Raw genomic sequence first — 16716 nt, forward strand, 5'->3', positions numbered from 1 at the left:
TTGTATCTTTCCTCTCTTGAAAGCCTGTGCTATGCATCACCTGTTGAAGGTATTATGCCATGGATTGTTCTATCATACCAAAAAAACCGTTCAAGCGGACGCCGAAGCCTCCGCAGAACGGTCTAATCTTCATACGAACCTTTCGGATACGTGGATTACAGGTGAATTCCTGTCTGCTCAACAAGTGCATGCTGCAATACCTGATCCATATGGGCTACAGGGACAAACTCCACATCTTCCTTGATGCTGTCTGGAATGTCACGCAGGTCCCGTTCGTTATCCTTAGGCAATAATATTTTTTTATAGCCGGCACGATGGGCTGCCAGTGATTTCTCTTTCAGGCCACCAATCGGCAGCACACGTCCACGTAGTGTTATTTCACCAGTCATCGCGATATCCTTGGACACATGTTTGTTCGTCAAGGCTGAGATTAACGCTGTTGCCATCGTAATCCCGGCAGATGGACCATCCTTCGGAATCGCTCCTTCCGGAACGTGGATATGGATATCGTTCTTCTCATGGAAGTCAGGCGAAATTCCAAGCTGTGTAGCTTTGGAACGGGTGTAACTGAATGCGGCTTGTGCCGATTCCTTCATGACATCCCCCAGTTTACCTGTGAGAGTCAATTTACCTGTTCCAGGCACAACAGTCACTTCAATGACAAGGGTATCTCCACCCACTTCAGTCCACGCCAGACCTGTTACGGTACCAATCTGGTCTTCCAGTTCAGCCATACCATAACGGAACTTGCCAGGTCCAAGGTATTCTTTGATCTCATCTGATGAGATGTTAATCTGACCTTCCACACCAGATACGATGTTTTTCGCAGCTTTTCGGCACAACGAAGCCATCTGCTGTTCCAGATTACGCACACCTGACTCCCGTGTATATTCACGAATTACACGCAACAACGCGTCATCCGGGATTTCCAATTGCTCTTCTTCCAGACCATGGTCCTGCTTCTGTTTGGGCAACAAATAGTTTTTCGCAATTTGCAGCTTCTCCAGCTCCGTGTAACCAGGGATGTTGAGCATTTCCATCCGATCCAGCAATGGACGCGGAATATTGTGTACCGTGTTGGCAGTTGTTATAAACATAACGTTGGATAAGTCAAACGGCAATTCGACAAAGTGATCACTAAACGTATTATTCTGTTCCGGATCAAGCACCTCAAGTAACGCTGCGGAAGGATCTCCGCGGAAGTCTGAAGCCATCTTATCGATCTCGTCCAGCAGGAATACCGGATTCAGTGAACCTGCCGTTTTCATCCCTTGGATGATACGCCCAGGCATTGCTCCTACATAGGTGCGTCGGTGACCACGAATCTCGGCTTCATCACGTACGCCGCCAAGAGATATTCTTACAAACTCCCGACCCAGCGATCTGGCGATCGAACGAGCAAGTGATGTTTTACCGACCCCTGGAGGTCCAACCAGACAGAGAATTGGCCCTTTGAGCTTCTTGACGAGCTTCTGGACAGCCAGATATTCAAGCACACGCTCTTTGGGCTTTTCCAGTCCGTAATGATCTGCATTGAGCACATCTTCGGCTTTTTGGATATCCAGATCATCCGCTGTCATCTGACTCCAAGGAAGGCCAAGCAGCCAATCCACGTAGTTGCGAATGACTCCGCCCTCGGCTGAACTTGCAGGCATTTTCTCCAGTCGATCAATTTCTTTCTCGACCTTTTCTTTCACCTTGTCCGGCAAGCCGAGTTCTTCCATCTGAGTACGAAGTTCCTCGACCTCACCCGCGCGGCCTTCTTTTTCACCCAGTTCTTTCTGGATCGCTTTCATCTGCTCGCGCAAATAATATTCCTTCTGCGTTTTCTCCATCTGTTTCTTCACACGTTGGCTGATCTTGCGTTCAAGCTCCAGCACTTCGCGCTCATTGTTCAGGATATCCAGCAATTTCTCCAGACGTTCCCGAACGTCGATGGTCTCCAGAATTTCCTGTTTATCCTTGATCTTCAAGGACAGGTGACTCGTGATGACATCGGCCAGACGCCCTGGTTCTTCGATGTCAGACACCGCTGCGAGTGTCTCTGGTGTCACTTTTTTGGACAGATTAATATAATTCTCGAACTGGTTCAGAACGGTACGCATCAAGGCATCCGTCTCCGGATGGGTATTCTCCTCTTCAGGCAGCTCTTTAGCCAGTACTTCATAATATTCCTCGTTGTCCGTATATTCAATAATTTCAGCCCGTTCCAAGCCTTCCACGAGTACACGAATCGTACCATTCGGAAGCTTCAGCATCTGTCTGACCTTGGCCACGGTTCCGATTCTGAAAATGTCCTCTTGTGTTGGTTCTTCAATATTTACTTCGGCTTGGGAACATAGGAGAATCAGATGTTCTTCTACCATCGCTTTTTCTAAAGCCTTGACCGATTTCTCCCGGCCCACATCGAGATGCAGTACCATACTCGGGTAGACGAGAAGTCCTCTTAAAGGCAGTAAAGGAAAACGACGACCTTTCGCTTTGCTCGGTCCCATCGCTTTCGCACCTCCAATGGCTCTCAGGTTGTAGTCATTCATTATTCTATCAAATGTTCACATAAAAAACCAATGAAGGGAAGCGCTTAGCAGCTTCCCGAATCTGTAACCTGTCCTGGACGAGGCACGTCCGCACGCAAATAGGAAGCGGATGCCGGTGGAAAAATCTCCGGTGCAGGTGCAACTGTCTCCTCTGCAAGCTTCGTTTGTTCCATCTGTTGTAATTCCGGAACCCAGTCGAACACTTCACGGAATACGTCCTGTACCGTATCTACCGGGATAACGCGCAAGCCATCCAGATTCTCAAAAATGGACTGCCAGTTCTCCGCAGGAATAATAACGGTCTTCGCTCCTGCCTGAAAGGCAGCCTCCACCTTGGCCAGCACGCCACCAATAGGCTTAACCCGACCATGAATACTGATCTCGCCAGTCATCGCTATCTCATGATCCACAGGGCGTCCCTGAATGGCTGATGTAATGGCAGTCGCCATCGCAATCCCGGCAGATGGACCATCAATAGGCGTCCCACCTGGGAAATTCACGTGTAAATCGTAATCATTCGGACGAATACCCATGGCTTTTAATACGGTTAACACATTTTCAACCGACCCTTTGGCCATACTTTTTCGCCGGAGTGTACGCGAACCGCCTCCAATCTCTTCTTCATCCACAACGCCTGTAATGTTGATTCGGCCTTGATCTTTAAGAGCCGGAACAGCAGACACTTCGATCTCCAAAATGGTTCCCATATTCGGCCCGTATACCGCCAAGCCATTAACAAACCCCACCTGCGGCTGTGTAGGGACCTTCCGATCAGGCCGTGGCTGAATCTGGCTGCTACCCGCCACCCACTCCACATCAGACGCCTGAAGCGTCTCACGCTTCTCTGTCAGCGCAAGTCCAGCAGCCAGCTGGATGATATTGACTGCTTCACGTCCATTGGTTGCATATCGCTTGACCACATCAACGGCATCCGGACATGGACTGAACCCTATTTTCTGAACAGCATCCTCTGCAATTCGCCCAATCTCCTCAGGCAACAAAGGACGGAAATAAACTTCCATGCAGCGGGAACGCAAAGCTGGTGGCAGTTCATGAGGCGAACGAGTCGTTGCTCCAACAAGGCGGAAATCGGCCGGCAGGCCATTTTGAAAAATATCGTGGATATAAGCAGGAGTATGCGTGTCTTCCGAGTTATAGTACGCACTCTCCAAAAACACCTTGCGATCCTCCAACACTTTCAACAGCTTATTCATCTGAATCGAATGTAATTCACCAATTTCATCAATAAAAAGCATTCCTCCATGCGCTTTCGTCACAGCGCCCGGTTTTGGTTGGGGAATACCGGCAACGCCCATAGCTCCTGCTCCCTGATATATCGGATCATGAACCGAACCAATTAAGGGGTCCGCAATACCACGCTCATCAAAACGGGCTGTTGTTGCATCCAGCTCCGTGAATTTGGCGTCTGGCTTGAAAGGAGAAGATGGATTCTTCTTGGCCTCTTCCAACACAACCCTTGCGGCAGCTGTCTTCCCGACTCCGGGAGGGCCATAAATGATAACATGTTGCGGATTCGCACTGCATAATGCAGCTTTAAGGGCACGCAACCCATCTTTTTGCCCAACAATATCGTTAATGGTAGCTGGACGCGTCTTCTCCGACAGCGGCTTGGTGAGTGAGATCGAACGCAGCTTGCGCAGCTTCTCCAGTTCCTTGCGAGATTCACGCTCAACGGCACTACGGTTTGTTTTCTGGCCACGCAGCAGGTTCCAGAAATACAAACCAATCACCACTCCAAAAAATAACTGAATCAACATGATGACCATACCAAATTCCATGTCTTCACATCCTCCTATTTTGTCGCTATTCTCATATGAGATCATGCTAATACTTGGTAGTATAGCCTTTTCAACGCGACGTAAACGGGCGATGCGGAATTTGTATGCGAGAAAATAAAAAGCCCGCCATTGCTGGCGAGCTTTTGTTGTAACAAGATATGAATCAATCAGTGCGAACGACCAGGAATAACACCTGTCTCTTCGTAGGCTTCGACGATTTTGTCGATCTCTTTTTTTAATTCCTCAACCATGATTTCTTCAGGCACTTTACGGATCATCTTGCCGTGACGGAACAAGAGACCTTCTCCACGAGCACCGGCAATCCCGATATCCGCTTCTTTGGCCTCACCTGGACCATTAACCGCACAACCCAACACCGATACTTTAATCGGCACCTTCAGTTTGGAGATATACTCCTCCACTTCGTTGGCAATGGAGAACAGGTCGATATCCAAACGTCCACACGTTGGGCAGGAGATCAATGTAGCTGCATTTGTGATGAGTCCAAATGTTTTGAGCAGATCACGAGCAACCTTGATTTCTTCTACCGGGTCCGCACTCAGTGAGATCCGCATCGTTGAACCAATACCCATAGAGAGCAAGGCTCCCATACCTGCGGAGCTTTTGATCGTACCGGAGAACAAGGTACCCGCTTCGGTAATCCCGAGATGCAACGGATACGGAATGATTTGAGCTGCTTTGGTATACGCCTCAATCGCCATCGGCACATCCGATGCTTTGAGAGACACGATGATATCATGGAAATCAAGCTCTTCCAAAATACCAATGTGATACAATGCACTTTCTACCATAGCATCTGCCGTAGGATACCCGTACTTCTCAAGGAGATGGTTTTCCAAAGACCCCGCATTTACTCCAATCCGAATCGGAATGCCGCGGTCTTTACAAGCCTTAACCACTTCTTCCACTTTTGCACGTTTACCGATGTTACCTGGATTAATCCGAACTTTATCGATGCCGTTCTCAATCGCAAGTAAAGCCAGCTTATAGTTAAAATGAATGTCCGCTACTAGCGGTATATTAATGCGTTTTTTGATTTCCTTGATGGCTGCGGCAGCTTCCTCATTATTCACCGTTACACGTACCACTTGACAACCCGCTTCTTCCAGTCGCAGAATCTCTGCAACCGTTGCTTCAACGTCTGCCGTTTTGGTTGTACACATACTTTGGATAATGACTTCGTTACTGCCACCGATCGTTACGTTTCCCACTTTTACGGGACGTGTATCCTGTCTTAAATACATGAGTGATTTCTCTCCCCACAACGTCAAAGCTCCACCCTGACAGAGACATGAATTCGCCTTCTGCCAAAGTGGAGAACTGACAAGTCTATATTTCAGAGTTCAACGGGATTCAGGCCTTTATTAGGCGCTCTCTTCCTGCTTATCGTCCTTCGATTGGCTTAGTTCAGGCACGACTCTTTTCTCAACAACTTCTTCGGTAATGACACAGTTCGTAACATCTTCACGTGAAGGCACTTCATACATGATTTCAAGCATGATGCCTTCAATGATGGCACGCAATCCACGTGCACCTGTGTTACGTTTAATTGCTTCTTTTGCAATCGCGAGCAATGCAGCTGGTTCAAATACCAGATTCACATTATCCAGCTCAAGCAGTTTTTGGTACTGTTTGGTAAGCGCGTTTTTTGGTTCGGAAAGAATCCGTACCAGCGTATCTTCATCCAGTGGCTCCAAAGTGGAGATGACTGGCAGACGGCCTACAAATTCCGGAATCAGACCAAATTTCAGCAAATCTTCCGGCAATACCATACCCAGGTATTCACCTGGTTTCAGATCTTTTTGCTCAGAAACGGTATTGAAGCCAATGACTTTTTTACCGATCCGGCGTTTGATCATTTGCTCCAGACCATCAAAGGCACCGCCGCAAATGAACAGGATATTCGTTGTATCGATCTGAATGAATTCTTGATGAGGATGTTTACGACCACCTTGTGGTGGTACAGAAGCCACAGTTCCTTCAAGAATTTTCAAGAGAGCCTGTTGCACACCTTCGCCCGATACATCACGAGTTATGGATGGGTTTTCGGATTTACGCGCTACTTTATCAATCTCATCGATATAAATAATGCCACGCTCTGCTTTTTCCACATCATAATCAGCAGCTTGAATCAGTTTGAGCAGGATGTTCTCTACATCCTCACCCACGTAACCCGCTTCTGTTAATGACGTAGCATCCGCAATAGCAAAAGGAACATTCAAAATTTTTGCCATCGTTTGCGCAAGCAACGTTTTACCAGAACCTGTTGGTCCTAACAACAAAATGTTACTCTTTGACAATTCAACGTCTTCAATTTTGCTTTGTGTGTTGATCCGTTTGTAGTGATTATACACGGCAACAGACAATGATTTTTTCGCTTGTTCCTGTCCAATAACATATTGATCCAGAATATTACGAATTTCTTTTGGTTTCGGAATATCTTTCAGGTCTACTTCTTCATCATGACCAAGTTCTTCCTCAACGATTTCGGTGCAAAGTTCGATACATTCATCACAAATGTACACGCCTGGTCCAGCGACCAACTTGCGTACCTGCTCCTGAGATTTACCGCAAAAAGAGCATTTCAATTGCCCTTTCTCATCGTTAAATTTAAACATGAAACCACCCCTTTAGGAATTGATCGGTCTACTGAGCACCTGGTCAATAATGCCGTACGTCTTAGCTTCTTCAGCGCTCATGAAGAAGTCACGGTCTGTATCCCGCTCAATTTTCTCAAGAGGTTGACCCGTACGATCGACGTATATTTGATTCAGTTTCTGACGTGTTTTAATAATCCATTCTGCGTGTATCTTAATATCCGCAGCCTGTCCTTGAATGCCGCCAAGCGGCTGATGAATCATTACTTCGCTGTTTGTCAGCGCATATCTCTTGCCAGGTGCACCGGCTGTCAGCAATAACGAGCCCATGCTAGCTGCCATCCCTACGCAAATGGTAGATACATCCGGCTTGATAAATTGCATCGTATCGTATATACCCATCCCTGCGGTGACAGAACCACCAGGTGAATTAATGTACAAGCTGATATCCTTCTCAGGATCGTCGGCTGCCAAAAACAAAAGCTGTGCTATGACAAGATTGGCTACATCGTCATCAATCGCACTGGTTAGAAAGATAATGCGATCTTTCAGCAAACGCGAATATATATCGTAAGACCGCTCGCCTCGATTAGTTTGTTCTATAACCATTGGCACCAGACTCATGAGACCAACCTCTTTTCTACATGTAATTAGACATAGGCCACCTGTAAAGCAAACCCAAATTCATTCTAACACTTTCCTGTGACAATGTCATTTTTCACAAGAGGGGTCAGACATCCGTTTGTTTACTTTTTAGCCTGATCATATTTAACCATGTTTTCTATGTATGTGCAAATTGAAGCCATCCTATGCCGTCTTGCCGTTTTTTATTTCATGAAGTACATAGGTATGTAAAAAGTGTACGTGGATCAATAAAATTAGTATTCATCCATATAATTACTTCATTTTCTATAAAATGGATGTCATAATTTAAAAATAAGGCACGCAATAATTCACGTGCCTTATCGTTTATTCAACTGACAAGTTGATAACAGCTTGTCTTATTTTTCGTCAGCTTCTGCAACAACTTCTTCAGCTGGAGCTTCAACTGGTTCAACAACTGTGCTGTTCTCAACGAGAACATCAATCGTTTTACGCAGTTTTACTTCATCGCGAAGGCTGTCCAGGGAACCATTACCTTCGAGGATGCCACGGATCTCATCAGCAGGACGCTTGTAAGATTCAGCCATTTTCTCGAGTTCTTGATTCACTTCTTCGTCAGATACTTCAATGTTTTCCGCTTTACCTACAGCTTCAAGCACCAGGTTGTTGCGAACACGTTTGGAAGCATCTTCTTGCATTTGTCCTCTCAGGTCAGCTTGAGTCTGGCCAGAGAAGCTCAGGAACATTTCAAGGTTCATACCTTGGTTGCGCAGACGGTTGTCGAAATCACGCATCATGTTTTGTACTTCGCTCTCAACCATTGCAGCAGGAATGTCCACTTCAGCGTTCTCAGCCACTTTTTCTACAACTGCATTTTCTTGTGCAGCTTTGGCTTCGTCAGCTTTACGGGATTCCAATTGTGTTTTCAGGTCAGCTTTGTACTCTTCAAGTGTGTCAAATTCGCTAACATCTTTAGCAAACTCATCATCCAATGCAGGAAGCTGTTTGCGTTTGATTTCGTGAATTTTCACTTTGAATACCGCTTGTTTGCCAGCAAGTTCTGCTGCATGGTAGCTCTCTGGGAAAGTCACTTCTACGTCTTTGAAGTCACCTGTGGACAGACCCACAACTTGCTCTTCAAATCCAGGAATGAATGTGTTGGAACCCAGTTCCAGGGAATACCGCTCAGCTTGTCCACCTTCGAAAGGTACACCATCAACGGAACCGTCGAAGTCGATTACTGCAACGTCGCCGTTAGCAGCGGAACCTTCGTCAATTACAACGAGTTCAGCGTGACGTTGTTGAAGACGCTCAAGTTCTTCAGTCACTTCTGCGTCAGTTACTTCACCTTTTGCTACAGCAACTTCGATTCCTTTGTACTCACCAAGAGTAACTTCAGGTTTCACAGTTACTTTTGCTTTGAACTTGAATGTTTGTCCTTTAGCAAATTGTTCAACATCTACGTCAGGACGATCAACCGGGAAAATATCCGTTTGGTCGATTGCTTCTGTATAAGCTTCAGGAAGCAAAATGTCGATTGCTTCTTGATAAAGGCTCTCTACACCAAAACGTGCTTCGAAGATGGAACGTGGTACTTTACCTTTACGGAATCCAGGTACGTTTGCTTGTTTAACCACTTTATTAAAAGCTTTGTCGAGTGCTGCAGTTACACGATCTGCATCCACTTCAACCTCAAGAACCCCAAGGTTCTTCTCTATCTTTTCCCAAGTTGCTTTCATTGTATACTTTCCCCTCCAAAATTCACATGTTCACGTAGGCAATCACGTACAAAATAACCATTTTAGTATAAACAAGATTAGATTCTTTTTCAAGGGGAATCCCTTGATACGGTTTAAGGAAAACGTTTCCGGCCTCGATTAACCATCCAAACCGGCAGATACAAACTGTTTCATGGAACGATAAGCCTGCTCCAGTCGAAAGCGCATCGCGCCTGTCACAGCATACATTGAGCGGGTATTCTCCTCATCATGCGAACCACCCAGACTGTCTGCAACGGTCATATGTAGAGCTGCTGCCCATATATCTGTCATGGAATCATTTTCTTCCAGCATCGATACATAATCACGGGTTCCATACACCGCCATGACATATTGTATCCACAGTTCCTGGGCAAAATAAAAGAGCGTAGGTTCATGAACCTCCGTCTGATCTGCCACTCGTTCCAGAATCTGAACGATTTGGATTGGGAATTCCTCTGGTCTAAGAGGCACGGTGTCGATCTCGACTTCAACCTGCTCTTCGCCTCTCGTAAACAGGATCATACCTTGAACACCTCGGCGACGCAAGGTTTGCAGCACCCGGAATTGAAGCAGAGGGTGAAGCGACTTATCTTTTAACCAACTCGTAAGTGCCTCGTCAATCTTCGGCAGATCAAGATAAGCCAGCTGCTCCAAAGCCAGCATCGTCTGTTCAGACAGCGGCTCCTCCATGACTGTGCGAAGCATCTTATCTGCATAGCCATCATCCTGTTCAAGCTTCATTCGGGCATGATGCCGTGCCATGTCTTCCTCACTAATCTCTTCTTCTTCTCGTTCTTCAAGCACGACAGGCGAGGTTTCTTCATATTGAGGAAACGCAGCCTGAAGCCATTCAAGCAGGGCCCGCCATTCATCATAGTGGCGCTCTTCCTGTCCCTGACATTGCAGCAAAAAGTGAAGCAATTTCATCGCTTCACCATACCGTTCATTTTCAAGCATAACTGTCAATTGAATCTGGTAATAGTCCAGCGTCTTAGGAAACAGCACAATATTGTTGTTATGCTCGGTTTCCGGGGTCGTGGATTCCTTAATGGGAGCACCTCCTCTATATCCTGAATATCCAGTTGGAATCAACCTAAATAGATGTATATATTAAAACGATTGTTGATCTATTTTTGAGTTCTCCTGATATTCTAACATAACCTTAAATATAATGAAAAAAACGTTACTGCCGCCAAATATCATATACGAAAAACAGTTTAAAATAAAATGCTTGATATTCCTGTATGCATATGATAAAATCAATTTTGCTTGAAAAAATTCATGTCTCAGTAGCTCAGCTGGATAGAGCAACGCCCTTCTAAGGCGTCGGTCGGGGGTTCGAATCCCTCCTGGGACGTCTTAAAAAGAAGCTTCCTTCGGGAAGCTTTTTTTGCGTTCTGGGGATGAGAACCCCAACGGTTCGTCGGAGCATTCGCTTCGTTAGCACCACTTCGCAGTCTCGACTGCAAGGAGAGTATCCCTCCTGGGACGTATTAAAAAGAAGCTTCCTTCGGGAAGCTTCTTTTTGCGTCTGGGGATGAGAACCCCAATGGTTCGTCGGAGCATTCACTTCGTTATATGCTCTATGTCGCTGCATTGGAGCAGCCGCACGAGGCACCCACGGTCCATTGGGTGTTTTTTCATTTCATTGCTCAATATTGACATAGAATGTTATGCTTACGGAGTGGATTATGTAACAATCCATACATATTAACTTCTTAGGAAACAGGAGATTTTATCAATGTCATCTTCAATACAGCAGCACTCACCTATCCATACCGAGGAAGAACATTCTTCGACATCCAAAAGATTCGGCCTGTTGTTAGCAGGCATTATCGTCATCGCCGCTACCATGAGATCACCGATTACAGCAACCGGACCTGTAGTGGAGATGATCCGCTCAGATACAGGTATCGGCCATACAATGGTTGGGCTTCTGACCTCACTTCCTTTGCTTGCCTTTGCAGCAGTCTCTCCTTTTGCACCACGTCTAGCCAAGCGGTTAGGACTCGAATCTGCTCTGCTATTGGCTGTTATGATTGTAACCCTTGGGGTGGCCTTACGCTTGTTGCCTTCCGTTCTCTCCTTATATGCAGGAACCGCAATTTTGGGGTGCGGCATTGCATTAAGCAACGTGCTTTTGCCAAGTTTGATCAAACGTGATTTTCCATTGCGGGTAGGTATCGTCACCGGATTATACTCTGTATCCATGAACATATTTGGCGCCATCGCCTCAGGTGTGAGTGTGCCCGTAGCAGGAGCCACATCTATGGGTTGGCGTGCTTCGTTAGGCATGTGGGCCTTGTTGTCCATATTGGCGCTTCTCTTGTGGCTCCCCCAGATCGCCGCAGGACGTCAGCGAATGTTATTCATAGCCACACAAAGTGAAGGGACGCCTGTACGTCTACGGACCTCTTCTCTGGCCTGGTTCATTACTTTATTTATGGGTCTGCAGTCTCTAATATTCTATACAACGATTACCTGGCTTCCCGAGATTCTCGCTGAGCAAGGATTCAGCCCCACCTCAGCAGGGTGGATGCTCTCCCTAATGCAGATGGTTAGTGTACCGGCTACCTTTATCGTTCCAATCCTCGCTGGCCGAACGCGAGATCAGCGTGTTCTAACCGCGATAACGTGCTCTTCTTTAATTGTCGGGTATGCTTTATTGTTAACTGGTATCGCTTCGCTCGTTACCATTGGTGTCACGTTGGCAGGAATAGGTGCTGGAGCTTCATTTGGAATGGTAACCATGTTCTTCGTCCTTCGCACAAAAGATGCCAGACAAGCTGCCAGCCTGTCCGGGATGGCTCAGTCCTTCGGATATATGCTTGCTGCAGTGGGACCTCTACTGTTCGGCATGCTTCATGACTGGACAAAAGGATGGACCCTTCCGTTGCTAATACAGGTCATTCTGGCCATCGCTTTGCTAATCGCAGGGATTCAGGCCAGCAAAAATAGAATGATCGGTTAGCCATACAATTTATTTATAGAAAAACAAAACGGCCTCCATCCTGAAAATCAGGATGGAGGCCGTTTATGCATAGAACAATTCCTTCATTAATTTATTCAATTTTAATCAATTTCAATGAGGAATGAAGTTACTTCACTTTTACCTTAATCGTGTCTGTGCTGGTAACGCCGGCTGCGTTAATTAACTCTGCCCGATACGTATACGTGCCCGATGCTTTCCCGGACAGTGTAGTCACAGCACTTTGCGCATAAGGTGTAGCCGAACGGAGTTCTTGCGTATCGATCAACTTATCATTTTCATAGAGACGATACTCTGTAGCGTTGGTCCCCCACCACAGGTTCATGGTCACCTTATAATGGCCGTCGCCATCCCAGTTATCCTGAGAGAGAACCGCTTTGCCTGGCGTTGCGTTGGTAACCCGAACAGTCAACGTTTGACTACGCGTTGTTCCCTTGTCGTTAGTCAGCTCAGCCACGTACGTATACGTGCCATTGGCTTTGCCCGTGATCTTCGTCTGAGCAAACTGCGCCCAAGGTGAGTTGTAAGTCAACTTTTGCGTATCAACCAAAACCCCGTCCTCATATAACTTGTAGCTAGTTGCGTTCTCGCCCCACCACAGGTTCATTGTAACGATATACGCGCCCTCTGGTAAGCCGTTGCCTACCCAGTTATTGTGAGACAATACAGGCGTACCTGGGGCCTTAGTTGCCGGAGTTTCAGGTTCGGTCTCCACGGCTTCCAACTTCAGTGCCGTATTGGCTGTGCCCGAAAGCCCCTGTTGGTCTTTTACCGTAAGTTCAACAGCATACTCGCCTGCTTCAATTCCCTCCAAAGGAAGGCTGAAGGTACCATCAGCTTGTACTTCAAAGACTCCTTCTTTATAAACCGAACCATCCTCTTTTTTCACAACATACGTTGCTTCCAGGGAAGCGGCCGGATCAAACGTGATGTCCCATCCGCTGGCAAGCGCAGGAGCTACACGGAAGTACAAGTCCTCCACGCTACCATTAAGAACAGCAGACTCATCCTCTTTGAACTCCAACGCTTCTGGTGCAGTTACAGCCGGAGCTGTCTTTTTCACCAAAAATGGCGAAGTGTCTTCCTTATAAGTTTTGCCGTCCGTACCAATAGTAGTGATGTCTACCGTATATAAACCATCCGGAATCTCAGTCACTTCATCGGTTGTGTAATCTGCATATGAGCCGTCCCAAGCAAGGTTGTATCTTGCATTGGCATTGAAGTTAAAATAGTTACCAAAGATGGAGCCGATATAACCATCTTGATAATATCCACCTTCCGGATTAAGACCATCATAGATCTCAATCAGGGCAAATGTCATTGGATTATAAAATTCCATCGCTACATTAAGGGTATCCAACGTACCATCAGCCTTCAATGGATAGTGGAATGGATTTTTTTCAGTACCTTTTACAGTTTCAATATACTTAACTCCACTCAACGTAACATTGAAATGAGCAACATATGGCACAGTAAAAGTATTGGTTCCATTCGAGAACTCAATGTATCCTTGTGCTTCCGTAGTTGCAGTAACCCCACGCGGAACGGTGATTGTCACTGCAAGTTCTTCCTCACCATTCAATGTAAAGGAATTCTTGTCTACGGCAACAGATACACCAGCGACATTACGAGTCGGATTCACATTTACGGTGTAATCCCCGCCACTACCATTCAGCGCTTCAACTTTAATCGTTTTGGTAATCGTCTTTTCATCTGTGCTCAGGAAATTACCGTAGTTGATACTTCCGGTGATATTTTCCTTTTCAACAACAGAGCCACTTTCTGTGTATTGAGTTACATCAAGCACTTTGACAAAAGCTGCAGGATCAATGGTATTAACAGCCTGAATACGGCCAGCACCTTGATCAAATACATCAAACTTGGTTGTATCCAGCACCTTACTATTGTTCATCAGTGCAACTTTGATATCAAATGGTGTCCATTCCGGATGCTTCTCGATCAGCAGCGCAATCAAACCTGCTACATGAGGTGTAGCCATACTTGTACCTGATTTACGATCATAAGCTTGTGCGTAATCTGCGTCTGGCTCATCCTTGCCGTAGGCAGGAATCGTAGACAAAATGCTTGTACCTGGTGCAACAATATCCGGTTTGATGTCCAGTGTTACCTTTGCAGGTCCACGTGAACTGGATGAATTCATTTCATCGCCCGGAGTTTGGGAACGTTCAAAATCACTAAAGCTCACTTCAACGGCTTGGCCTGCGTCTAGCTCAGCCTTGATCACATCTCCATCTTCCTTGGACATGCTCAGTGTTGGAATGAGTTCAAAGTTATCGCCCAGGCTTACACCGATTGGACCGGGAATGTTGTTATATACAATAACAGCCAAGGCTCCGGCCGCTTTGGCATTGGCGATTTTCTCTACAAATGCGAGTTCACCACGCTGTATTAATGCCACTTTACCTGTAAAATCTTTGCCTTCAAAATCAGTTGGCTTACCCAGTGCTGCAAATTCAAGCTCATATTTTCCTGTCAAAACAGTTTCAGGGTCTGCTGACAGGCTCCATCCCATCAGATCCAGACGGTAAACCGACTCTGTAATAGCCAGTGGAGCTTCAGTCGGAGCAATTACAGACTCTTCTTCCACAGGGGCAGCTTCAGGAGAAGCTTCAACCGGTGCAGAAGGTGATGCTGATGGAGTATTTTCTTCTGCTGTAGCTTCTTCTACATTCGGAACTTCAGCGTCGTCGGAAACCGCGTCCTCCACAGCTGCTGCACTTTCCTCATCAGCAGTTGCGGGTACACCTTGCTCTGAAACTTCTGGTGCTTCTGTTCCAGGTGCCGTCCCCAGTTCAGGAGATTGTTCAACCTCTGGCACCGGTTGTTGTTCAGGTTGTGTCTCTTCGCCTTCCTCACCAATCCAGAAGTGAGTATCAGCTGTAATCAGCTGGCTAGGTCCTGTAGAGTTACCTACCGTAATAGCCATTGCAGACGCACCTGGAGAACCGAGTGTATAACGGTTGGGTCCGCTGTTACCACTTGCTACAACCGCTGTCACACCAGACAACATCGCATTGTTCAGGGCAACTGAAGTAATATAACTCGGGTCGTTGGCGGCGTTACCCAACGAGAGATTGATTACGTCCATGCCATCTTGAACAGAACGATCAATTCCGCCGAGTACCCATGAGGTTTGACCACTACCATACGGTCCAAGTACACGGTAAGCATAGATATCTGCTTCAGGAGCAATACCAACAATACCATAGTCCCCCGCTTCGCGAGCAGCAACGGTACCCGCTACGTGTGTACCGTGAGATGTGTAATAGGGGCTTCCAAGCTCGTTAAGCTCAGGCTCGCCCGATCCTTTCCATTCTTGATATGTTGTTTCATACGGATCATTGTCGTTTCCAACAAAATCCCATCCACCTTTGTAGGCTTCTTGCAAATTAGGATGTTCATAGTCAATGCCTGTATCAATGACTCCGACTTTAATGCCATTTCCTTTGTAACCCAGATCCCATACTTCAGGTGCACCAATAAAAGGCGCTGTGTCTTTCATGTACGGGTTCACTTCATCTGTTTCTGGCGCTATTGTAACTTCAAGGTCAGGATATACGCTGACCACGCCAGGTATTTGAAGCAATTGTCCCACCTGGTTTCCTTTAAGCTCAATCGCTACACCATTCAGGGCATATGCATATTCTTCCAATACTTCATGTTTGATTTTCTTCTGAGTGAGGCTATGTACAAATGACTGTTGTTGTTGCTCAACTTGAGTCACAGCCTTTGTTTCCATAGAGGAGGTAAAAGATTTTCCGGAGAGGGTTGATTCACCTTGCGCTACTGCAACAGGTTTATTGGAAAGCTCAACGATCACTCGGGTGTTCTCTCCACCCAGACCTTCCAAGCTTTTATCCAAAAATGGATCTGCGGCAAGTTTTGCTTCCCGTCCTGCAAGAATCTCTCTCCATTGTTTGGCTTCGGCTGTACTGGGTAAGTTGTCAAGCTGAATAACTGAATCTGCGGGAGCGGCTCCAGCTGCGGGGAGAATAATGGAAAAGACCATCAGAACACTTAATAACGTGGATATCAATCGTTTACTCAAGGCTTTGCCCCTCCTTTTAAATGTGAATACGTCACCAAATGATGGGTTCCTGCTGTTTGTGCGTACTGCAATACACACTCCAATTTCACCGCCTATCTGCAAGAAAGATTGACCCTTGGTAAATTATTCTATCAAAATACCACATTTTCCTTCTAAATACTTACAAATATGATATAGAAATTACTTATATGGGTCTTGAGTATGATAAAAATATCCTTTTGTAATTATTTGTCGTTTGTATATTTCATTTTTAAAATAATGCATCAAAAAAAGACCAAGAGCCTCTTTATCCGAAAGAGATTCCTGGTGTATAGGGGAAGCGTGGTTAGCATACAAAGGAT

Annotated in this window: 9 protein-coding genes and 1 tRNA gene; 2 read left to right on the forward strand and 8 right to left on the reverse strand. The window is 46.2% G+C overall.

Annotated features, from left to right (window positions below):
* Positions 1-155: 155 nt before the first annotated feature.
* From lon to J2X75_RS20345, 7 genes are all read right to left on the reverse strand, one after another.
* Positions 156-2495, reverse strand: a complete 2340-nt coding sequence (lon, locus tag J2X75_RS20315; RefSeq protein ID WP_310339553.1) for an endopeptidase La — start codon at positions 2493-2495, stop codon at positions 156-158.
* An 86-nt stretch (positions 2496-2581) separates the two neighbouring features.
* A complete protein-coding gene (gene lonB, locus J2X75_RS20320) occupies positions 2582-4336 on the reverse strand; it encodes an ATP-dependent protease LonB (protein ID WP_150364101.1) in 1755 nt (584 codons plus the stop codon).
* Positions 4337-4503: 167 nt separating this feature from the next.
* Positions 4504-5601 (reverse strand): flavodoxin-dependent (E)-4-hydroxy-3-methylbut-2-enyl-diphosphate synthase, encoded by a 1098-nt coding sequence (gene ispG / locus J2X75_RS20325; RefSeq protein ID WP_017692591.1) that lies wholly within the window; start codon positions 5599-5601, stop codon positions 4504-4506.
* A gap of 120 nt (positions 5602-5721) precedes the next feature.
* A complete protein-coding gene (clpX, locus tag J2X75_RS20330) occupies positions 5722-6975 on the reverse strand; it encodes an ATP-dependent protease ATP-binding subunit ClpX (RefSeq protein WP_036605887.1) in 1254 nt (417 codons plus the stop codon).
* Between the two features lie 12 nt (positions 6976-6987).
* A complete protein-coding gene (gene clpP, locus J2X75_RS20335) occupies positions 6988-7578 on the reverse strand; it encodes an ATP-dependent Clp endopeptidase proteolytic subunit ClpP (protein WP_036605886.1) in 591 nt (196 codons plus the stop codon).
* Positions 7579-7955: 377 nt separating this feature from the next.
* Positions 7956-9296 (reverse strand): trigger factor, encoded by a 1341-nt coding sequence (gene tig, locus J2X75_RS20340; protein ID WP_150364100.1) that lies wholly within the window; start codon positions 9294-9296, stop codon positions 7956-7958.
* 138 nt (positions 9297-9434) lie between these two features.
* Complete coding sequence (locus J2X75_RS20345; protein ID WP_124117785.1) at positions 9435-10367, reverse strand: hypothetical protein; 933 nt, start codon at positions 10365-10367, stop codon at positions 9435-9437.
* A 233-nt stretch (positions 10368-10600) separates the two neighbouring features.
* Between J2X75_RS20345 and J2X75_RS20350 the strand changes: the two genes are divergently transcribed.
* Positions 10601-10674: transfer RNA gene (locus tag J2X75_RS20350), tRNA-Arg, on the forward strand.
* A 384-nt stretch (positions 10675-11058) separates the two neighbouring features.
* Positions 11059-12288, forward strand: a complete 1230-nt coding sequence (locus J2X75_RS20355; RefSeq protein ID WP_310339561.1) for a CynX/NimT family MFS transporter — start codon at positions 11059-11061, stop codon at positions 12286-12288.
* A gap of 127 nt (positions 12289-12415) precedes the next feature.
* Here the strand turns inward: J2X75_RS20355 and J2X75_RS20360 are convergent, their stop codons facing one another.
* A complete protein-coding gene (locus J2X75_RS20360; RefSeq protein WP_310339563.1) occupies positions 12416-16375 on the reverse strand; it encodes a S8 family serine peptidase in 3960 nt (1319 codons plus the stop codon).
* Positions 16376-16716: the final 341 nt, after the last annotated feature.

Origin of the sequence: Paenibacillus sp. 2003, from assembly GCF_031455635.1 — a bacterium.
In the GTDB taxonomy this organism is placed as follows: Bacteria; Bacillota; Bacilli; order Paenibacillales; family Paenibacillaceae; genus Paenibacillus; species Paenibacillus amylolyticus_B.